Source organism: Zoogloea sp., from assembly GCF_028689785.1.
Lineage (GTDB): Bacteria > Pseudomonadota > Gammaproteobacteria > Burkholderiales > Rhodocyclaceae > Zoogloea.
The window spans coordinates 1-19814 of record NZ_JAQVCN010000012.1 but is presented as its reverse complement, the minus strand read 5'-3'; the positions used below and the strand labels follow the sequence as shown (position 1 = coordinate 19814).

Genomic DNA, 19814 nt, shown 5'->3' with positions numbered 1-19814 from the left:
CAACGCGCAAATCACTTCGAGCGCGCCGCAACCCCGTGGCAATCGAGGCCCCCTCCTCCTCCAGAAATTCTGCATAGGCACGCCACTCAGCTGCCCCCCACAGATCTCGCGGCACCTGTGGGTCAGAGGACGGCACAAGTAAAGTGCCAACCCGCGGATAGCGTGGTGGCCATTCACCCTCTCTCCGCGCGGAATCAAGCACGGCTGCCTGCAGTATCTGGGCCTCACTGCAAGAAGGCCATCTAATTTTCATGAATCACCTCTCGCCGCCAGCCTAGCGCCAAGCTGGGGCAACGCTCGACAAAACAATGACATCTGCCCCCACCTTCAACTTGTCCAGGTAATCAGCCCATGTCTGCATCATCACCCGGCGTTCCTTGAGGAACTTCGTTCGGTTGTACGCCGAGCCCAGCGCGTCGGGCACCCGGTGCGAAAGCTGGTGCTCGATCACCTCGGGCTTAAAGTGCAGTTCTTCATGGAGAATCGTCCGGGCCATCGCACGAAATCCATGCCCGGTGATTTCGGTCTTCGTGTCGTAGCCCATCCGACGCAAAGCCGCATTGACGGCGGCATCGCTCATCGGCTTCTTGGGATCACGGCCAGCGAACACATGCACGCCTCGCCCGGTCAGGGGCAGGAGATCCTGCAGGATCGTTACAGCCTGCGTAGCGAGTGGCACCAGGTGCGGCTGCCTTCCCTTCATCCGCTCCGCCGGGATGCTCCACTCGCCCTTCTCCAGGTCAAACTCTGACCATTCAGCCTTGCGCAGCTCTCCGGGTCGGACAAACAACAAGGGAGCAAGCAGCAAGGCCGATTTCACCACGAAGGTGCCGCGAAACGCGTCAATGGCCCGCAGCAGTTCGCCGGCCTCCTTGGGGCTGGTGATGGCCGCGAAGTTCTCGCCTTTGGCCGGGGGGATGGCCCCGCGCAGATCCGGGCAAGGATCACGCTCGGCGCGGCCGGTGGCTACCGCATATCGGAATGCCTGGCTGATCTCGCTTTTGATCTTGTGCGCCGAGTAACGGGCACCCCGCTCATCGACCCGGCGCAACACCGCAAGCACCTCGGGGGCTGTGATCTCAGCGATCGGGCGACTACCGAGCCAAGGGAAGACGTTCTTCTCCAAGCGCGCCAGGGCCTTGGTGTATTGCGCTGGCTCTACCGTGGTGCGCCACTTCTCCAGCCACTCACGGCATACGACCTCGAAGGCATTGAGGGTTCGCGCCTCACGCGCCGCCTTCTGCGCCTTGCGTTGCTCCCCCGGATCCAGTCCATCAGCAAGGACCTTACGGGCTGCGTCTCTGCGTTCGCGCGCATCCTTCAGACCGACATCGGGGTATGCGCCGAACGACAGCCGCTTCTCCTTGCCCCCGTATCGGTACTTGAGGCGCCAGAGTTTGCCGCCAGCTGGGGAGACTTCCAGGTACAGCCCGCCGGAGTCGTAGAGCCTGACAGGTTTCTCGGCGGGCTTCGCCGCCTTGACTGCGCTATCTGAGAGGGGCATGGGGGCATCCACTCCGTCACATTGGGGGCATGCCCCCAATGATGCCCCCGACCTCTACCGGATTGCAATGGCCATCTCCGGACCACCCCGGACGCAAAAAAGGCCGGAACCCTTGATTTATCTGGGCTTGCCGGCCTGCTTTGGACTTCTTCGGAACAGTAATTGGTGCCTTGGGCGAGACTCGAACTCGCACGACTTGCGTCACTACCCCCTCAAGATAGCGTGTCTACCAATTTCACCACCAAGGCACGGCGTGAAGGGCGCGGAGTATAACCGAAAGGGGTGGGCAGCCGTCAAGCACTGACGCACACCTCACCAGAATCAGGCCGCGCCGCCGGGCTTGCGATGCGCCCAGCCGGTCATGCGCTTTTCGACCAGGGCGACGAACTCGCCCTCCTTCACGCCCAGGCTGACATCCTCGATGGCGAGGGCCCACCCGGCGCGTAGGTGAGATCAACGTTCTCGGCTTTGACTCTTGAGTGGAAAGCCGCGGCCGTGGGGTCGAGTGAATTCAACCCCACGGAACACGCTGAAAAGGTGCGACATGGTGAACGACTCCAGGAAATGAAAGGCCGACATGCGGTGACCCCATTGTGGAGCGCTTGCACAACGCCCGTTCCACCTCGCAACGCATTGATTTCATGGTCAAAACCTCCACCCGCAACGCAAGGCCCGGGCACAGCCGCCGGCACCTGACAAAGAGCCCGCCAAAGCACGCCCTTCCGTGGTGCCGCGGGCCGGTTTATGCACCGCCCGCGTGCATACCAAAAACATATCCATAATCGTAAAGAGTGTTTATTTTCAATTGGATATAGTCCATTCAAGTATATCCATCCGGTGATGAAGGATATTCCCAAGACGGGCTCCCTCCCCTGCTAGATTCGATTCCACCAGTCGTCCGACCCTTGCAACGGACGACCCGAACGAACCCAGCCATGACTCACCAGGAGCCCACCATGAAGTTCTCGAAGAAGAAGTGCCTCGCCGCAACCCTGCTGGCCGCCTGTGCCGGTACTGCCAGCGCAGCCAACTGGAGTGACACCTACATCGGCTATCGCTGGGGGGCCAATTTTGCCGAGCCCTTCGGCCAGACCGACATCTCCAAGAGCATCGTCAATCTGGCGCATGTGAGCGGCTACAAGTACGGCACCAACTTCTTCAACGCCGACCTGCTGATGTCCGACAGCAAGGATCCGTCGGCCCCGGGCTCCAAGTCCGGCGCCCAGGAGATCTACATCGTCTATCGCCACACCCTCGATCTGGGCAAGGTCACCGGCAGCGAATTCAAGTTCGGCCCGGTTCGTGGCCTGGGCCTGACCGGCGGCTTTGATGTGAACACCAAGAACGACGCCGGCTACAACTCCAAGAAGCGCATGATCGTGGCTGGCCCGACCCTGATGATGGACGTGCCGGGCTTCCTCAACGTAAGCCTGCTCTACCTGTGGGAGAGCAACGCCCCCTACAGCAAGTTCAGCCACACCCAGACCGACCGCTACAGCTACGATCCGCACCCCATGCTCAACCTGGCCTGGGGCATTCCCTTCAACCTGGGGCCGGTGCCCCTGTCCTTCGAAGGCTACGCCAACTTCATCGCCGCCAAGGGCAAGAACGAGTTCGGTGGCAACACCGCCGCGGAGACCAACATCGACATGCAGGTCATGTACGACGTGAGCCCACACATCGGTGCCGCGGCCAAAACCTTCAAGGTTGGCCTGGAATATCAGTACTGGCGCAACAAGTTCGGTAACGACCACAACGGCCCGGCCGGCGATGGCGCCTTTGCCAAGACCACCATGATCCGCGCTGAATACCACTTCTGAGCGCCGCCCACGCCACACGGCAAAAGGCCGGCCCGACTTGCGTCGGACCGGCCTCTTTACTTGCGGTGGCGAGGCTGCGCCGGGCTCAGCGGGCGGGCACCAGGGCCGGCTCGATGGCGGGCAGTTCGGGCACCACGGCCACTTCATCTTCCAGCTTGCCGTCCAGGGCCAGGGCCATGCGCTCCCGGTCCAGTTCATTTTCGGAGGCAGAGATCACCACGGTAGCCACCGCATTGCCGGTGATGTTGGTCAGGGCACGGGCTTCGCTCATGAAACGGTCGATACCCAGGATCAGGGCCATGCCGGCCACCGGGATGGTGGGCACCACGGCCAGGGTGGAGGCCAGGGTGATGAAGCCGGCACCGGTGATGCCGCTGGCGCCTTTGGAGGTCAGCATGGCCACCACCAGGATGGACAGCTCCTGGGTCAGGGTCAGGTCGGTATTGGTGGCCTGGGCGATGAACAGGGCGGCCATGGTCATGTAGATGTTGGTGCCGTCCAGGTTGAAGGAATAGCCGGTGGGCACCACAAGACCAACCACGGAGCGGCCGCAGCCCATCTTTTCAAGCTTGTGCATCAGCTTGGGCAGGGCCGATTCGGAAGAACTGGTGCCCAGCACGATCAGCAGTTCTTCACGGATGTACTTGATGAACTTGAAGATGGAGAAGCCGGTGTAGCGGGCAATGGCACCGAGCACAATGAAGATGAACAGGCCGCAGGTGAGGTAAAAGGCGCCCATCAGCTTGGCCATGGGCACCAGAGAGGCCACGCCGTATTTGCCGATGGTGAAGGCCATGGCGCCGAAGGCACCCAGGGGAGCAAGCTTCATCACGGTATTGACGATGCCGAACATCACGTGGGAGATCTGCTCCACGAAGTCGAAGACCGGCTTGCCCTTGTCACCCATGGCGGCGAGGGAGAAGCCGAACAGGATGGCCAGCAGCAGCACCTGCAGGATATCGCCCTTGGCGAAGGCATCCACGAAGGTGGAGGGGATGATGTTGAGCACGAACTCGGTGGTCGTCTGGGCATGAGCCTTGGCGGTGTAGCCCTCGATGGCCTTGGTGTCCAGAGAACTCACGTCGGCATTGAAGCCAGCACCAGGCTGGGCCACGTTGGCCACCACCAGGCCGATGGCCAGGGCCAGGGTGGACACGATTTCGAAGTACAGCAGTGCCTTGCCGCCCACCCGGCCGACCTTCTTCATGTCTTGCATGCCGGCGATGCCGTGCACCACGGTGCAGAAGATCACCGGCGCAATGATCATCTTGACCAGCTTGATGAAACCGTCACCCAGGGGCTTCAGATCCACCCCCAGCTTGGGCTCGAAATACCCCAGCAGCACGCCGCAGACGATGGCGAACAGCACCTGCACGTACAGCACCTTGTAGAACGGCTTTTTCATGACGGTTTTTCTCCGGTGTTTGTGACTATGGGCCGAAGGTTAGGCCGATCACCGGAGGGCCGAAATTGTGCTCTCCCCCATTGTGGACGGCCCTATTGTGGAAAGCCGCAATTCCCTGAGGTCGGGGTCAGTTGCCCGCGGATACCGGGCAGGAGCCTGGCACCTCCACCGCCAGCCCGCGCACCAGCTCGATACCCTGGGGGTCGATGCGAGCGCCCAGGGCCAGCACCTCCACCCCGGCCGCCAGCGCCGCCCGCAAAGCCCGGCCGTAATCGGGGTCGATATGGTCGGCCGGACGCACGGCATCCACGTCACCCCGCTGCACACAGAACACCAGCACCGCCCGGTGACCGGCGGCCACCATGGCGGACATCTCGCGCAGGTGGCGGGCCCCACGGGTGGTCACCGCATCGGGAAAGTAGCCGATTCGCCCCTCCACCGCAGCGGTGACGTTCTTCACCTCCAGGTAGCAGTCGGGCCGCCCGAGCCCCTGCAGCAGGAAGTCGATGCGGCTGCCCTCGCCGTATTTCACTTCCGGCCGGATCACCGCATAGCCTCCCAGTTCCGGCACACGGCCCCCCTCGATGGCCTCACGGACCAGGGCGTTGCTGCGCCCGGTGTGCACACCAACGATCACCCCCGGCTCGGCCTCCACCAGCTCCCAGGTCCATGCCAGCTTGCGCGCCGGGTTGGTGGCCGGCGACAACCACACCCGGCTGCCTGGCGTCTTGCAGCCCTGCATGGCGCCAGTGTTGGGGCAATGGGCGGTGAGCAGCTGCCCGTCGGCAGCCTCCACATCCACCAGGAAGCGCTGGTAGCGGCGCAGCAGTCGCGCCTCAAGAAGGGGGCTGGGAAAACGCATGGCGGTCGACCCGGTGAAAGGAAGCCGCCATGATGGCAGGGCCGGCCGGCGCCCCGCCAGTATCTGGCTCGGCGTGCACGTAGTGGCGCAGGTCTACCACCACGATGGGGTCGCCCTCGAAATCGACGCCCTTCCAGTTCGTCATGGTTTGCCTTTTCGATTGCGCATTGATGGAACAGCCCATCATCACGGCGGCAGGCAAAACAGGTTGAGCATCGGGAACAAAAAATTTCTGCAGCGCAACAATCCGTGCGGTGAAGTACCCCGCCGCCGCCGCATCGCCGTATCATCTGCCCGAGATGCAGAGCGGATGCGGCTTTCAGGCCGCCATCCGGTTCTGTGGCAGATCCGACTCCAGCCAGGCCAAGCCATGCGTGAATCCACCTCCGCTGTCCCCCGCGAATTGCCGGACTACCTCCGGGATACCTACACCTGGGCCTACCTCGATCACCGCACCCTGCCCTGGCTCGACCGGCCGGTGGTGGTGTCCGCCATCCTGTGGGGCAACGCCGACCGGCTGATGAGCCGGGCCGTGGCGGAGTTTCAGCCTGGTCAGCGGGCGCTCCAGGCTGCCGCCGTCTATGGGGATTTCTCCCCCCGGCTGGCCCGGCGGCTGGGCGACACGGGCCAGTTGCTGGTACTCGACGTAGCCCCCATCCAGATTGCCAACACCCATCGCAAACTGGCGCCGTGGCCGGGCAGCACCCAGGCCCAGGTGGCTGATCTCACCGAGCCGGTGGGGCGCAGCTTTGACGGGGTATGCTGCTTCTTCCTGCTCCACGAGGTGCCCGCCGCCGCCCGCCGCCGTATCGTGGCCAACCTCCTCAACGCCGTGGAGCCGGGTGGCAAGATCGTCTTCGTGGACTACCACAAGCCGCGCTGGTGGCATCCGATGGGGCCGGTAATGGCCCTGGTGTTCCGTTACCTGGAGCCCTTTGCCAACTCCCTGCTGGAAGAGTCGATCGACACCCTGGTGCCCGAAACCACCGGTTTCGAATGGCACAAGGAGACTTTCTTCGGTGGGCTGTACCAGAAAGTGGTGGGGATCCGCCGCTGAGGGCGTTCAAGCCCGGCGTCGCCTCACCTCTCACCCCTCCAGGCGATCGAGGCAGGCGGCGATGGCGGGCAGGCCCTCACGGATGGCCGCCGGCCCCGGGGCCAGCAGGATGGCCGACTTGATCTCCAGCACCTGGCCATTGCGCACCGCCGGGATGGCCCCCCAGCCGGGCCGGGAAGTCACATGGCTGGGCTGGAAATGCTTGCCGCACCACGATCCGATGATCAGATCCGGCGCCCGCGGAATGACCACCGATGAATCGGCGAGGATGCGTTCGCGGGCGTTGGGATGCACCGACAGCTCGCCGAAACAGTCCTCCCCCCCGGCAATCCCGATCAGCTCCGACACCCAACGGATGCCGGTGATCAGCGGCTCGTTCCATTCTTCAAAGTAAACCCGCGGCCGCAGCCCCAGCCGCACCGCACGGGCCTCGCCGGCGGTGCGTACGGCGGCGATGGCCTGTTCCAGTTCGGCCACCAGCGCCAGCGCCCTGGCCTCGGCCCCCACCAGGCGCCCCACTGTTTCGATCATGGCCAGAATGCCATCCACGCTGCGATGGTTGAACACATGCACCGCCACCCCGGCCTTCACCAGGTCGCGGGCGATGTCGCCCTGCAGATCGGAAAAGGCCAGCACCAGATCGGGCTCCACCGCCAGGATGCGTTCGATCTTGGCGCTGGAGAAGCCACTGACCTTGGGCTTCTCCTTGCGTGCCCGGGGCGGATGGGTGGTGAAGCCGGAGATGCCGGCGATGCGCGCCTCCTCGCCGAGCAGGTAGAGCACCTCGACGGTTTCGGTGGACAGGCAGACGATGCGCTGGGGCAGACGGGGCATGGGTGTTTCCAGGGGCAAGCAGTGGAGCTCAGCGGGGAAAGGGCGACGGGCAGGCGGCGGTGTCCTGGGCCGGATTGCATAGCTGCACCGAAGCCAGGAAGGCCTCGGCAGCAAGCCGCGGCTCCTGCGCCGCAGCCAGCACGGCCTGTGCATCGCCGGCCGGCAGGCGCCAGGCGCGCTGCACCAGGTAGAGCCAGTCCGGCCCTTCAATGGCCTTCACCACCGCCAGCTCGGCATAGTTGGTGCCGGGTACCTGGGGGCATACCAGAAAAGTCTGGGCCACCACACCGTGGGGCGCGTTGGCACCGGGCGGCAGCAGGCTCACCTCACCCGGCGGCACACCGCAACGCGCGGCACGGCTGCGCTGCATGCCCTCCAGCAGCATCACCGCCTGTCCAGCCGCCTTGCTGCGCGGCAAGCCCTGCACGGAGACCAACTGGGTCCACTCGCGCAGGCTCTCCCCCAGGGGCACGAATTCGGCGCTCCAGCTGCGGGGGGTACTCTCGTTGGATGCCGGCACGCTATCGTTGGGTAGCGGCAGGTTGAGCCAGCGCATGGCGCCAGCAGCCACTTCCTGGCGGCGGGCAGCGGCCAGTTCGCGCAAGCGCCGGTAGGGCGGATCGAGTTCGGCCTGAAACCCGGCCCCAGCACTATCAGCCACCAGCACGCGGGAGTTGTCTTTCTCGAAGCGGTACCACACCTCGTACTGACGCTCGGCGCCGCAGGCCTGTACGGTCCACCGTTCAAGGGCGTGGTGAACATTGCGCGGCCTGGTTTCGAGCAGATCGGGGGCGGCCTGGGCCGTCGCGGTGACGCGGACATCCTGGCAGGGCTTGGCCGCGCGGGCCTCGTGGGCCTTGATGGCATCGATCACCTGACGCTGGGCCGCGGCCATGCGCCACGCACCGGCATAACCCGGCACCAGGCGCTCGTCGGCAGGGACGGCCGCCACCTGACCGATGCGGGTGACGACTTCACCGGGGATGGGCCCGGGGCCGGCCTCTGGTTCAACTGCACCGGCCGAACTCAGGCCAAGCGCAAGCAGCGTGGCATAGCGCCGTCTCATCGCCGCGCCCGGGCCTCTTCGAGCTGGCCACACAGACGCTCCGCACCATCGAGGATGCGCGGCGTGTGGCGCTGGATCTGGTCGGGCGGAATGAAGAACAGGTTGCCGCGGCTGACTGCCTGCAGCTTGGCCCATTGGCGCCAGTCGTCCAGCCATTCGGGCCGCGCCTCGCCCATGCCACTGGCAACGATCACCTCCGGCGCCGCGGCCAGCACGGCCTCGGTGTCAATGGTGGGGGCCAGCACCGGCAAGCGTGCAAAGACGTTGTCGCCGCCGCACAGGCGGATCACGTCGGAGATCAGGTGCTCGCCGTTGATGGTCATCAGAGGGCGGTTCCAGATCTCGTAGAAGGTGCGCACCCTGGGGCGGCTGGAATAGCGAGCCTGCAGGGCAGCATGGCGCTCGCGAAACGCCTTGGCAGCGCCGTCGGCCACCGCTTCTGTGCCGGCCAGCCGGCCCAGTTGCGACAGGCTGCGGGCCACATCCTCGATCTTGCGCGGCTCGTTGATGAAGACCGGGATGCCCAGCCCGCGCAGCTTATCCAGATGGGCGTCGCGGTTGCCGCTCTTCCAGGCCACCACCAGGTCGGGCTTGAGGGCCACGACCTTTTCCATGTCCACCGAGGTGTAGCCGCCCACCCTGGCCACCTTCTTTGCCGCCTCCGGGTAGTCGCTGTACTGCACGACCCCCACCACCTTGTCGCCGGCCCCGGCGGCATACAGCAGCTCGGTTACATGGGGAGCCAGGCTGACGATGCGGCGGGCGGGCTGGGCCAGGCGGATGTTCTGCCCCAGGTCGTCGGTAACCTCAAGGACGGCATTCGCCAGGCCGGATGCGAGCAGGAGGCCTAGGGCCAGAAGGGTGTGACGCATGGGACAGTTCTCCCTGTGAAATCAGGTTTCAGAGAGGGCCGCGGCAAGGCGGGCCCATTCGGATTCGGAGGCTGGCAGACCAAAGCGCAGGCCGGCCGGCGCCTCGAACAGGCGGGTAAGGATGCCCTGGGCGGCAAGCTGCTCATGGAGTTCGCGGGCACGGGGTGTCGGACGCCACTGGAACAGCGCAGTTCCCCCGCCGCCCGCAAGACCGTTCTCATCAAGGAGGCCCGCCAGCCGGCGGCTCGCGCCGACCAGACTGCGCCGGGCCTCAGCCTGCCAGGCCGTGTCTGCCAGTGCAGCGGCCGTCACCTGCCGGGCCGGACCCGACACGGCCCACGGCCCGAGCCGCTCAGCCAAGGCCTCCAGCATGCGGGCCTCGGCAAACACGAAACCCACCCGGGCACCGGCCAGGCCAAAAAACTTGCCCACCGAACGCAGCACCACCAGGCCGGGCTGGCCGGCGAGGGGCACCAGGCTGTCGGCGGGGTCGGCGTCGATGAAGGCCTCGTCCACGATCAGGCAGCCACCGCGGGCCGCCAGCTCGGCATGCCAGCGCAACAACAGGGCCCGGGGGAAACGCTGGCCGTCGGGGTTGTTGGGCTGGACCAGAAGCAGAATGTCCGCCTCGCCCAGCGCCGCAGCGATCTGCTCGGCAGCAACAGCCCGGATCTGATGCCCACGCCAGGCGTGGGGATGTTCCGCATAGGTTGGTGCCAGGGTCAGCACCCGCGCCGGTGCAAAACACCCGGGCAGGGCCTGGATGGCGGCCTGGGAGCCGGCGACCGGGAGCAACAGGGGGTTGCCGTAGAACGCCGCCGCCGCGGCCTCCAACCCGTCATCCGCCTCGGGCAGACGCTGCCAGACCTCTGCCGCCAGGGGCGGCACGGGGTAGGCCTGCGGATTGATGCCGGCGGACAGATCCACCCAATCCGCCAACGCGATGCCATAGCGCCGGGCAGCCTGGCGCAGACGCCCGCCATGCTCAAGCATGGATCAGCGCACTCACCGCCGCCACGGCCAGCACCCACAGCCACACGCTGTTGCTGACCAGAGCCAGGGCCTTGTCGATGTCCGCGGCCTGGGCCGGTGCGCCAGCCCCCAGGGGCGGACGGCTTTCGAGCTGGCCGTGGTAGATCGCCGGCCCCCCCAGGCTCACATCCAGGGCACCGGCACCGGCTGCCATGACCGGGCCCGCGTTGGGGCTGTCCCAGGTCGGCGCCTGAGTGCGCCAGCAGCGCAGAGCATTGGCCGTATGCCCCAGCAAGGCGTAGCTGAGGGCCGTGAGCCGGGCAGGAACAAAATTGAGCACATCATCGATGCGCGCCGCAGCCCAGCCGAAATGCAGGTAACGCTCGGTGCGGTAGCCCCACATGGCATCCAGAGTATTGGCCAGGCGGAACATCAGGGCTCCCGGGCCGCCCAGCAGGGCAAACCAGAACAGGGCTCCGAAGACCGCATCGTTGCCATTCTCAAGTACCGACTCGACGGTGGCCTTGGCCACACCCGACTCGTCGAGCTCTGCCGTATCCCGGGAGACGATCCACGACAGGCGCTGACGGGCGCTGGCCAGATCGCCCTGGGCCAGGGGCACCGCCACCGCCCGGGCATGCTCGGCCAGGCTGCGCCCCCCTACGGCGAAGTACAGAAGGCCCACATCCACCACCACGCCCAGCCACACATGGGCCTCCTTGAGGGAGCCCGCCAATGCCACCCAAGGCAGTACCGCAACGATCCAGGCCAGCAGGCCGGCTCCCCGATAGCTGCCTATACGGCGCATCAGCCGCTCGACAGCCGCGGCATAACGCCCGAAACCCACCAGGGGATGGAAGCGCCGCGGTTCACCAAGGAGGCGGTCGAGGGACAGCCCCAGCAGCAGGGGTACGACAACGGGAAACAGGGCGGCGAGGAGCAAGGCGAGCATGGGATAATCAAAGGCTTATTGCACCCTGGATTGTAAGTCATGCGTCAAGCCCGCACCCTGATGGTTCAGGGCACCACCTCCGATGCCGGCAAGAGCACCCTCGTCGCCGGCCTGGCCCGCCTGCTGTGGCGTCGCGGCGTGCGGATCGCCCCCTTCAAGCCCCAGAACATGGCTCTCAATTCGGCGGTAACGGTGGACGGGGGCGAGATTGGCCGGGCCCAGGCCCTGCAAGCCATTGCCGCCGGCCTTGAGCCTCACACCGATATGAACCCGGTGCTGCTCAAGCCCTCCACCGACATTGGCGCCCAGGTCATCATCCACGGCCGTGCCGTGGCCAACCTGTCAGCGCGGGACTATCACAACTACAAACCCCGGGCCATGGCCGCTGTGCTGGAGAGCTACGGCCGCCTCTCCGATGCCTACGAAGCCGTACTGGTGGAAGGCGCCGGCAGCCCCGCTGAAATCAATCTGCGTGACCGCGACATTGCCAACATGGGCTTTGCCGAAGAAGTGGACTGCCCGGTGATCCTGGTGGCGGACATCGACCGGGGCGGCGTCTTCGCCCACCTGGTCGGCACGCTGGAGCTGCTCTCCCCCAGCGAGCAGGCCCGCGTCAAAGGCTTCGTGATCAACCGCTTCCGGGGCGACATCGGTTTGCTCCAGTCGGGCCTCGACTGGCTTGAGGCACGCACCGGCCGCCCGGTGCTGGGCGTGCTGCCCTATCTGCACGGTCTCTTCCTGGACGCCGAGGACGCCCTCGCCGATGCCCGCGCCGAGAAAGGCGAGGCCCGCCTGCACGTCGTCGCGCCGGTGTATCCACGCATCTCCAATCACACCGACCTGGACGCCTTGCGCCTGCACCCACAGGTGGATTTCAGCTGGGTCGGCCCTGGGCAGGCCATCCCCCCCGCCGACTTGATCGTGCTGCCCGGCTCCAAGGCCGTACAGGCCGACCTGGCCTGGCTGCGCCAGCAGGGCTGGGAAGAATCCATCAAGCGCCACCTGCGCTACGGCGGCAAGGTGGTCGCCATCTGCGGCGGCTACCAGATGCTCGGCCGTCAGCTCCACGACCCCCTCGGGCTCGAAGGCAAACCCGGCAGCGTAGCCGGCCTGGGCCTGCTCGACACCGAGACCGAACTTGAGGCCGAGAAGCAGTTGCAGACCGTGACCGGCAGCCTGTGTCTGCCCGGTGCAGCCCCGGTAAACGGCTACGAGATCCACATGGGCGTAACCCGCGGCCCCGCCCTGGCACAACCCGCCGTTAAGCTCACCGACGGACGTGTAGACGGGGCACTATCCGCAGACGGGCAGATCCTCGGCACCTACCTCCACGGCCTCTTCGACCACCCGGACGCCCTCGCCGCCCTCCTCGCCTGGACTGGCATCAGCGATGCGGAGCGCGTCGACCTGTCGGCCCGCCGCCAGGCCGACCTGGACCGCCTCGCCGACAGCCTGGAGGCCAGCCTCGACCTGCCCCGCCTGGCCGCCTGCTTCGGCCCCGGCCGCGCCGCCGAAGCCCTCCTCGCCGCCGCCCCCGCCAAGCTTGCTTGACCGCTCAACCGCCCCTCTCTACCATTCTCCCCATGGACGCCGATCTCGCCTCTCTCGAGCAAAAGCTCGAACAATTGCTCAACCGTCATGCCGCAGCCCAAGCCCGGCTGAACAGTCAGTACACAAGCGCACAAACCGAAAACCGTGCCCTGCAGGAGCGGGTCGACGCCCTGGAATCCGCCAATCGCGAACTCAACGACAAGCTCGGGCTGGTCGGCAGTCGCCTCGAAGCGCTGCTTGCCCGCATCCCGGAGGCCTGATATGGAACAACTCGACATCAAGCTTCTGGGGCGTGAATACCGCGTCGCCTGCAAGCCCGAAGAAAGGGACGGTCTGCTCGCAGCCGTCACCTACCTCGACGAAAAAATGCGCGACCTGGCCGACAAGACCAACTCCGCCGGCGAACGACTGGCGGTAATGACGGCCCTCAACATTACTCACGAATTTCTGCAATTTCAGCGTGCCGGCGGGTTTGACATCCCCACGCTCAAGCGTAGAATCGAACGCATCAACAGTCGTCTCGACGGTGCCTTGGCAGAGCAGGAAACGCTCTTCTAACCCACCCCAGACGGCTGGCAACACAGGTTTGATTTATCCCCTGCGGTGTTGGTCAAGGCTTAATATTCCTTGAACCAATGTCTACGTGACATGGGTCGCTGCCCAATGAAACCGCTGGTGTGCGCGCTCCTCGTCGAGTGTGCCTGATGCGGAAGGAATGCGGCCCCCCTGAACTCCGGTTCAGGATGAAGGCCTGACGGCATGCGCGGGGGACCCAACAAAAAAGCGCAGATTTAGGTCTGCGCTTTTTTACGTTCATTTTTTGCGTCCTGCCCCAGCCCGCAGCCCGAAAGGCTACGAACTGGTACGGAGCACACTCACTCCGGCGCCTTGAAACCGGCCCCCGCCTTATTGGCCAGGAAAGCCACAGCACGCTTCAGTTCATCATCAGTCAGATCAGCAGCGCCACCCTTCGGCGGCATTGCGCCCTTGCCGGCAGCGGCAGACTTGGCCAGACCATCGAGGCCAGCGCCCAGGCGGGGGGCCCAGGCGCCCTTGTCACCCGCCTTCGGGGCCCCGGCAGCGCCGCTCTCGTGACAGGCACCACACACCGCGGCATAGATTTCCTCACCCTTGCGGCTTCCCGGCGCCGCGGCAGGTGCCGCCTGCAGCGACACACTCGCCACAGGCTGAATCAGCTTGGCGGCCAACTCCTCATCGACCGCGGCCTTCTTGCCACAACCCACGAGCTGGGTCGCCATCACGGCAACACCCAGAGAAAGCGCAATCCGCGCGTAGGAACGGACGGGAGAACGACGAAAATCCGACATGCTGAATTCCTCGAGAACGGGCAAGATTTAATAAAGCATTGATTATAGCGGGGGTATCCGCTTTCTGTCAGGCAAAGCATGGACTCCGGCGTGGATTCGCGCTATCCTGCGCGCCTCGAAAGCAATGCTCTCGAAAACCGCGCGCCCGTAGCTCAGCTGGATAGAGTACTGCCCTCCGAAGGCAGGGGTCGGACGTTCGAATCGTCTCGGGCGCGCCACAAATTCAATGGGTTAGATCGAAAGATCTAGCCCATTTTTGTTTTGTGCCCCCGCCGTGCCCATCCTGTGCCCATGCCGTGCCTCGCACTCTGACAGCTTTTGCCCAAAAGCTAGGAGTCGAGTGCTGCTTTCCGTGCCTCTATTTTTCACGAACCCAAATCGTCAGGCACTCGCTCAAACAAATCCCCTACCCCACACGCAAACAAAGCGCAGAGACAATCGATCGTCTCCATGTCTACCCGGTTGGCCGTCTCGTTGTATAGCAGGGTAATCGTGTTGCGGTGTAGGCCCGTTTCACGGGCAACGTCAGCAATCTTGAGCTTCCGCTCGCCCATCATCCGGGACAGGTGGCATCGGATCATTCTTTCCTCCAGAACAAAAAGTCATCTTGAATGACAAAAATGGATTGACAACGACTTTCTGAGAGATAGAATGTCATTCAGAACGACAAAACGCCTAGCTGAATGCGTTTTTGCAGTTCTGCGTGATTTTAATTCTTGGAGACCGTCATGTCACTGACCTACCTCACCACCGACGAGTTGTCGGGCCTCATCAAGTACGACCCACGAACCATCCGAGAACGCCTCAAGGACAGCGTACTCCTTGAGGGAAAGCACTACATCCGCCCGTTTGGTGGCCGGAAGATTCTGTACATCTGGGAGCACATCGAACGAGACATGGGCCTGAAGTCGGCCGGCGACAGCTTCGCCATCCCGATGGCAAACGGAGGTGTGTGTCATGGGTAGTATTCGTCGGCGAACCGACAACAACCTACTCTTTCTGGACTTCCGCTACCGGGATATTCGCTGCCGGGAACAAACCGCTCTCCCCGACACAGCCGCCAATCGGAAAAAAGTCCAGAAGGTACTCGACCGCATCGAAGCCGACATCGCCGCCGGCACCTTCGACTACCGTCGCTACTTCCCGGCCAGCAAGAACGCAGCGCGTTTCGACGCCGCACCGGCCGGGACCGTCACGGTGACCGCAACGGCACCGAGTGCACCCACGGTCGCCCCGACACCTCTTTTCAAGGACTTCGCGGAGACCTGGTACCTGGAGAAGGAAGTGGAGTGGCGCAAGTCCCACCGGATCACCATCCGCAGGGAACTCGACAGCCTGATTTCCCGCTTTGGGGAGATGGCGGTCGGCCAGATCACCAAGGCTGACGTACTTGCCTACCGCGCCGAACTCGGCAAAGTAACCGCGCGGGGCAAGGAAACCAAACTGTCTGCTGCACGGATCAACAAAATGCTGAACCCGCTCAGGCAAATCCTCAACGAAGCGGCCGACCGCTTCAATTTTCCCACGCCTTACCAGAACATCAAACAGCTTCGTATCAAGCGGACCGATGTGGATCCCTTCTCCCTCGAAGAGGTGAAGTCCATCCTCGCCACCGTACGCGAGGATTTCCGCGACTACTTCACCGTGCGCTTCTTCACTGGCATGCGCACCGGAGAGGTGGACGGCCTCAAGTGGAAGTACATCGATTTCGAGCGCCGACTGATTCTGGTCCGCGAGACGGTCGTCCTCGGCGACGAGGAGTACACCAAGACCGACGGCTCTCAACGGGACATCCAGATGAGCCAGCTCGTGTTCGACGCCCTGAAACGTCAGCAGGCGGCGACGGGGAAGCACTCGGACTTTGTCTTCTGCAACCGCCTGCACAAGCCGCTGGATCACAAGAACGTGACCAACCGGGTCTGGTATCCGCTGCTACGTCATCTGGGCCACAAGAAGCGGCGCCCCTACCAGTGCCGCCACACGGCCGCGACCCTGTGGCTCGCCGCCGGCGAGGCACCGGAGTGGATTGCCCGGCAGCTCGGCCATACCACCACCGAGATGCTGTTCCGGGTCTATTCCCGCTACGTCCCCAATCTCACCCGTCGTGACGGCTCAGCCTTCGAGCGGCTGATCACTCAATCGATCGCCAGCCAGGCCCTGCCCGTTGAAGCGCTCAAGGAGAACTGCGATGTCTGAGGTCAAAGTCACTTTCAGTACGAGCCGCCTGCCAGGCGCAGATCAGCTTGTGGATCGGCTCCCCCCGGTGCTCCGCATTCAATCGATTGCGCGATTCCCCTTCGATGAGCGCCATATGCTGTGTCAGGCCGTTCTGTTTCACGAGCAGGCAGGCCTGAAGGTGGAGTGGCTGTGCCGCCAGCCCGACAACCGACTGACGGCCGGCGCGCTGGTGTCGATCCGCTGGCTCGGTCGCCCGGTGTCGACGACGGGCGCCATCCGGATCTCCCGCCTCGTCAAACTGGAGCGACCGGAAGCCAGCTTGAATCCCTTTGCCACCATCCCCCACAGTTGGGTCAAGGACAGGCCTCTGGTGGCACGTGCAGCCCAACTCTGGGAAGGCTTGGGACGACCGCTCCAGCATCTCTTCAACGCGATCTTCTGGGACCACCACCGCTTCGAGCGCTATCTGGATGGACCGAGCTCTCTGGCCGGGCATCACAATGGACGCAACGGCAATTTCCGGCACGCGGTCGAAGTCGCCGAGCGGGCGTTGGCGCTCGCCAGCCATCATGCGGAAGCGCATCTTCCTGTCCTTCTCGCCAGCAGCCTGCTGCACGACGCCGGCAAGGCCGAGGAGTACCGTTTCAATGGTCGCCACCGTCGCTTCGAGATGACCGAACGCGGCACCCTCCTCGGCCACAAGCACACCGTGCTCGAGTGGATCGCCGCCGCCCGCGCCCAGCACCGGGTGATCGTGCCGGAAGCGCACTATCTGGCGCTCCTGCACGCCATCACCGCCGCCAAAGGGGCGCCAGACTGGCTCGGGTTGCGCGAACCGCTCAGCCTTGATGCCCACATCCTGTCCATGGTCGATCGCCTATCCGGCCAGGCAGATCTGGTCGCCCGCAACGCGCCGACACAAGGCGGGTTCGGTGCCTACCACCGACACCTGGGCGGGCGGCCTTATGTCCTGAGGGAATGAACTCAGCCCGGATCGGCTGCGAGGCAAACGCTCAGTAGCAGGTCGCAGCTTTCGCTTAGGGTTTGGGGACGATTCGCTATGCTGTTCATGACAGCGGACGTCCCGTCACTCCCCTCCCCCGACATCGCTTGGAGACGCTCATGAATCATCATGAGGACGACGCTCGTCCATCAATTCCGCCACTGCGTGGCACCCGCATTTCCCGTTCAGTCCTCCTCTCCAATCCACGACTGATTGGGATCTGGAGAAAGCACTTCGACGAAACCAGCTGGCGCCTCTACGCCATCAGCGTCTTTGCTCCCCACGTTCTGGGCCACCGCTACGCTCTGGAAGAACCCCGGTACCTAAAAGCCTACGTCCAGCAGCAGGCCCGCAAGGTCGAGAACATGATCGGCTGGGCTCGGAAGCAGCTCGAGGCGAACGGCTTGCAGGAAGGTGAGCCAGGCGCATTGGAACATCTCGACACCGACATCCGCAGCCCTCTGGCCAATGCCTATGCCGATCTCTTCATCCGGGCGGATCTGGCAATCCGACTGCTTGACGCATTGTGGGTGCAAGGAGGACTGACTGACTCCGGGCATCAGGAGAGAACGCGTGCGGTACACGGCGCGGCACTCGGGATTCTGGGGGAAACCCGAAGAGCTCATGCGCGGTGCCGGCACAGAATCGAGGTGCAATACCTCGGTCGTGAGGCTGCGGCGCCGACGGGCGCTCGACCTAAACCGTCAGCTCACCCCTCCTGAAGCTGGGTGAGCAACTCGCGGAGTCGATCCGGGCTGCATCCACCGAGAACGCGGATCAGCTCCGCCAGGTCGTCCTCGGGCTCATACAGGTAGGAAACAGGGACATGGAGTTCGGCGGCAAGGCGCTGGGCCATCTGCAAGTCGGGCACGTGCTTGCCACGCTCGTACTGATTGATCCGGGCACTGGCGACGAACCGGTCGATACCGGCAAGGATGCCCAGCTGCTTCTGCGACACACCCTTCGACTCGCGGGCTGCCCGAAGGCGCCGCGCAAACACTGACCTCTCGTCCATCCTCGTCCCCTGCACATGAGGACTAAGAGATTCTTAGGAACTACACCTATGGCATACTAAGGAATACTTAGCACCTAGATCGTTGGACTCGAGCACCAAGACTCCCTCGGCGGGGAGTCCATCAAAAGACATTCCGTCAAGCCACTCAGACAAGGACAAAAGCATGAACAAATTGGCCCTCACGCTGGCTATCAGCGTCACTCTTGCCGGGTGCGCAACCAAGCCAAAACCTCACCCGCCCTCCCCGGTGAAACACCAACTCCAATCCCTACCGATCGAGCAGCGCTACGGGATTCCGATCTACCTGAAAAATACCAATGGCACCTGGACAGCGTCGGAGGTTGGGGATATCAACAACTCGAATACCGAGCGGGTGAAGCTGTTTCCGAAGGCGGATTGGAAGGCGGATCCGGACTTTCCGAGAGGTGGCTGGGACACCACCTGCAAGCCTGGATCCGAGGTCAGGTCTTCAAAATCGGGCGACTACAACCGCTGCAACTCTCGGCTCTTCGTCAACGAGGACGGCAACAGGATCCTGGATCGCAGCCTGCTTGAGCGAATCCTGGCCCAGACGGGTGCAGTGGAAATGGTTCGAGGCACCGAGCCGCTCTGGCAATACAGGGCGCGCTTTGAGGGGATCCGCAACACCACGAATGAAGTCGCCATCAAAGCCTTCATCGACACCTACTCAAGCTACGACCCGGACCATGTGATTAAGCCTCTTCAGGCGCGCCTAACGGATATCGAACGGCAAGCTATGCAAAGGCGGAACTATGCTGCACAGGAGCAAGAACGGATTGCCTCAAGGCAGACAAGACGTGAGGAGTATGTTCGCAGCCTGAAGATCGGCGACACGATCGTGGTCAAGTCGGAACCGGTCGTGAAGTACTCGGAAGAAGTACGGACCTACACCATGCGGTCGCTCGAGTACCGGGGCCTGATCATCGACATCAAGGGGCCGCTTCTCTATGTTCAGTGGCAGAACAGGGAACCGCGAATGGAGTGGATACCGGCGTCTTCGGTGTCGCTGCCCTGAACCCAAGCTACCCCGAATTGAACAGGGCAATCGCATCGACCCAGCATAACCGCCTCAAAAATCCCGTTCACATTCATGCAATTACAAACCCCCCTGTTCACTGGGCCGCATTTTGTGTAGTTTCCTGCCTTTTTGGGCTTCCCATGAAAACAGGTACGGTCATGCCGCTCACGCAGGTGTTTGTTTCGATTTCTGATCCGCGCTGTCCGTACCGGTTTAAAACTGACCAGGTGTACCGGTTGAATTTTGACCAGGGACGATAGCCGCCCGTCATTCAGGCTGCTGTGGATAAGTCTATCGGTTTTTCCCTTCCTGGGAACCTCCTTCCACGTCGATGGCGAGGTGTGTGTTGGCGGTGC

22 protein-coding genes, 2 tRNA genes and 1 other RNA gene are annotated in these 19814 nt (G+C 63.7%); 12 read left to right on the top strand and 13 right to left on the bottom strand.

Annotated features, from left to right (window positions below):
* Positions 1 to 274: 274 nt before the first annotated feature.
* Both PHI64_RS07930 and PHI64_RS07925 read right to left on the bottom strand, forming a co-directional pair.
* Positions 275 to 1504: an integrase arm-type DNA-binding domain-containing protein gene (locus PHI64_RS07930; RefSeq protein ID WP_299881210.1), complete on the bottom strand. Its 1230-nt coding sequence runs from the start codon at positions 1502 to 1504 to the stop codon at positions 275 to 277.
* Between the two features lie 163 nt (positions 1505 to 1667).
* A tRNA-Leu gene (locus tag PHI64_RS07925) sits at positions 1668 to 1752 on the bottom strand.
* Between the two features lie 708 nt (positions 1753 to 2460).
* On the opposite strand from PHI64_RS07925, the gene PHI64_RS07920 reads away from it, so the two are divergent.
* On the top strand, positions 2461 to 3324 hold the full coding sequence (locus PHI64_RS07920) for a hypothetical protein (RefSeq protein ID WP_299881208.1): 864 nt from the start codon (positions 2461 to 2463) through the stop codon (positions 3322 to 3324).
* An 85-nt stretch (positions 3325 to 3409) separates the two neighbouring features.
* Here PHI64_RS07920 and PHI64_RS07915 read toward each other — a convergent pair whose 3' ends face one another.
* The 3 genes from PHI64_RS07915 to PHI64_RS07905 form a co-directional block, all read right to left on the bottom strand.
* Positions 3410 to 4729 (bottom strand): dicarboxylate/amino acid:cation symporter, encoded by a 1320-nt coding sequence (locus PHI64_RS07915; protein WP_299881205.1) that lies wholly within the window; start codon positions 4727 to 4729, stop codon positions 3410 to 3412.
* 127 nt (positions 4730 to 4856) lie between these two features.
* Entirely contained in the window at positions 4857 to 5591 is a 735-nt protein-coding gene (gene sfsA, locus PHI64_RS07910; protein WP_299881202.1) for a DNA/RNA nuclease SfsA, read from the bottom strand.
* Positions 5566 to 5736, bottom strand: coding sequence for a hypothetical protein (locus tag PHI64_RS07905; protein ID WP_299881199.1), 171 nt, complete (start codon positions 5734 to 5736; stop codon positions 5566 to 5568). The genes sfsA and PHI64_RS07905 overlap by 26 nt, the downstream gene beginning before the upstream one ends.
* 225 nt (positions 5737 to 5961) lie before the next feature.
* On the opposite strand from PHI64_RS07905, the gene rquA reads away from it, so the two are divergent.
* On the top strand, positions 5962 to 6648 hold the full coding sequence (gene rquA / locus PHI64_RS07900; RefSeq protein ID WP_299881196.1) for a rhodoquinone biosynthesis methyltransferase RquA: 687 nt from the start codon (positions 5962 to 5964) through the stop codon (positions 6646 to 6648).
* Positions 6649 to 6678: 30 nt separating this feature from the next.
* Here rquA and PHI64_RS07895 read toward each other — a convergent pair whose 3' ends face one another.
* The 5 genes from PHI64_RS07895 to cbiB are packed head-to-tail and all read right to left on the bottom strand — an operon-like array spanning position 6679 to position 11344.
* Entirely contained in the window at positions 6679 to 7482 is an 804-nt protein-coding gene (locus PHI64_RS07895) for a cobalamin-binding protein (protein ID WP_299881193.1), read from the bottom strand.
* Between the two features lie 28 nt (positions 7483 to 7510).
* Positions 7511 to 8548 (bottom strand): hypothetical protein, encoded by a 1038-nt coding sequence (locus PHI64_RS07890; protein ID WP_299881190.1) that lies wholly within the window; start codon positions 8546 to 8548, stop codon positions 7511 to 7513.
* Positions 8545 to 9420, bottom strand: a complete 876-nt coding sequence (locus tag PHI64_RS07885) for a cobalamin-binding protein (protein WP_299881187.1) — start codon at positions 9418 to 9420, stop codon at positions 8545 to 8547. Before PHI64_RS07885 ends, PHI64_RS07890 begins: the two co-directional genes overlap by 4 nt.
* A gap of 21 nt (positions 9421 to 9441) precedes the next feature.
* Positions 9442 to 10413: a threonine-phosphate decarboxylase CobD gene (cobD, locus tag PHI64_RS07880; RefSeq protein WP_299881184.1), complete on the bottom strand. Its 972-nt coding sequence runs from the start codon at positions 10411 to 10413 to the stop codon at positions 9442 to 9444.
* Positions 10406 to 11344, bottom strand: a complete 939-nt coding sequence (gene cbiB, locus PHI64_RS07875) for an adenosylcobinamide-phosphate synthase CbiB (protein WP_299881181.1) — start codon at positions 11342 to 11344, stop codon at positions 10406 to 10408. The genes cobD and cbiB overlap by 8 nt, the downstream gene beginning before the upstream one ends.
* A gap of 39 nt (positions 11345 to 11383) precedes the next feature.
* Here cbiB and PHI64_RS07870 point away from each other — a divergent pair, with 39 nt between their 5' ends.
* From PHI64_RS07870 to ssrS, 4 genes are all read left to right on the top strand, one after another.
* On the top strand, positions 11384 to 12895 hold the full coding sequence (locus PHI64_RS07870; protein ID WP_299881178.1) for a cobyric acid synthase: 1512 nt from the start codon (positions 11384 to 11386) through the stop codon (positions 12893 to 12895).
* Between the two features lie 32 nt (positions 12896 to 12927).
* The gene (locus tag PHI64_RS07865) at positions 12928 to 13155 is read left to right on the top strand and encodes a hypothetical protein (protein ID WP_299881175.1); all 228 of its coding nucleotides are present in this window, start codon (positions 12928 to 12930) and stop codon (positions 13153 to 13155) included.
* A 1-nt stretch (position 13156) separates the two neighbouring features.
* The gene (locus tag PHI64_RS07860) at positions 13157 to 13453 is read left to right on the top strand and encodes a cell division protein ZapA (RefSeq protein WP_296572929.1); all 297 of its coding nucleotides are present in this window, start codon (positions 13157 to 13159) and stop codon (positions 13451 to 13453) included.
* A 34-nt stretch (positions 13454 to 13487) separates the two neighbouring features.
* Positions 13488 to 13669, top strand: a non-coding RNA gene (gene ssrS / locus PHI64_RS07855) — 6S RNA.
* A 101-nt stretch (positions 13670 to 13770) separates the two neighbouring features.
* Here the strand turns inward: ssrS and PHI64_RS07850 are convergent.
* Positions 13771 to 14223, bottom strand: coding sequence for a c-type cytochrome (locus PHI64_RS07850; protein WP_299881171.1), 453 nt, complete (start codon positions 14221 to 14223; stop codon positions 13771 to 13773).
* A 141-nt stretch (positions 14224 to 14364) separates the two neighbouring features.
* Between PHI64_RS07850 and PHI64_RS07845 the strand changes: the two genes are divergently transcribed.
* Positions 14365 to 14441 (top strand) — tRNA-Arg (locus tag PHI64_RS07845).
* Between the two features lie 147 nt (positions 14442 to 14588).
* On the opposite strand, the gene PHI64_RS07840 is transcribed toward PHI64_RS07845, so the two are convergent.
* Positions 14589 to 14804, bottom strand: a complete 216-nt coding sequence (locus PHI64_RS07840) for a helix-turn-helix transcriptional regulator (protein ID WP_366945156.1) — start codon at positions 14802 to 14804, stop codon at positions 14589 to 14591.
* Positions 14805 to 14951: 147 nt separating this feature from the next.
* Between PHI64_RS07840 and PHI64_RS07835 the strand changes: the two genes are divergently transcribed.
* From PHI64_RS07835 to PHI64_RS07820, 4 genes are all read left to right on the top strand, one after another.
* Positions 14952 to 15188 (top strand): hypothetical protein, encoded by a 237-nt coding sequence (locus PHI64_RS07835; protein ID WP_296572941.1) that lies wholly within the window; start codon positions 14952 to 14954, stop codon positions 15186 to 15188.
* Complete coding sequence (locus PHI64_RS07830) at positions 15181 to 16419, top strand: site-specific integrase (RefSeq protein ID WP_296572944.1); 1239 nt, start codon at positions 15181 to 15183, stop codon at positions 16417 to 16419. The genes PHI64_RS07835 and PHI64_RS07830 overlap by 8 nt, the downstream gene beginning before the upstream one ends.
* Positions 16412 to 17383, top strand: coding sequence for a metal-dependent phosphohydrolase (locus PHI64_RS07825; protein WP_296572946.1), 972 nt, complete (start codon positions 16412 to 16414; stop codon positions 17381 to 17383). The genes PHI64_RS07830 and PHI64_RS07825 overlap by 8 nt, the downstream gene beginning before the upstream one ends.
* 140 nt (positions 17384 to 17523) lie before the next feature.
* On the top strand, positions 17524 to 18126 hold the full coding sequence (locus tag PHI64_RS07820) for a hypothetical protein (protein ID WP_296572949.1): 603 nt from the start codon (positions 17524 to 17526) through the stop codon (positions 18124 to 18126).
* On the opposite strand, the gene PHI64_RS07815 is transcribed toward PHI64_RS07820, so the two are convergent.
* Positions 18114 to 18419 (bottom strand): helix-turn-helix transcriptional regulator, encoded by a 306-nt coding sequence (locus tag PHI64_RS07815; RefSeq protein WP_296572953.1) that lies wholly within the window; start codon positions 18417 to 18419, stop codon positions 18114 to 18116. The genes PHI64_RS07820 and PHI64_RS07815 overlap by 13 nt on opposite strands.
* 163 nt (positions 18420 to 18582) lie before the next feature.
* On the opposite strand from PHI64_RS07815, the gene PHI64_RS07810 reads away from it, so the two are divergent.
* Positions 18583 to 19455: a hypothetical protein gene (locus PHI64_RS07810; protein ID WP_296572956.1), complete on the top strand. Its 873-nt coding sequence runs from the start codon at positions 18583 to 18585 to the stop codon at positions 19453 to 19455.
* Positions 19456 to 19814 lie beyond the last annotated feature (359 nt).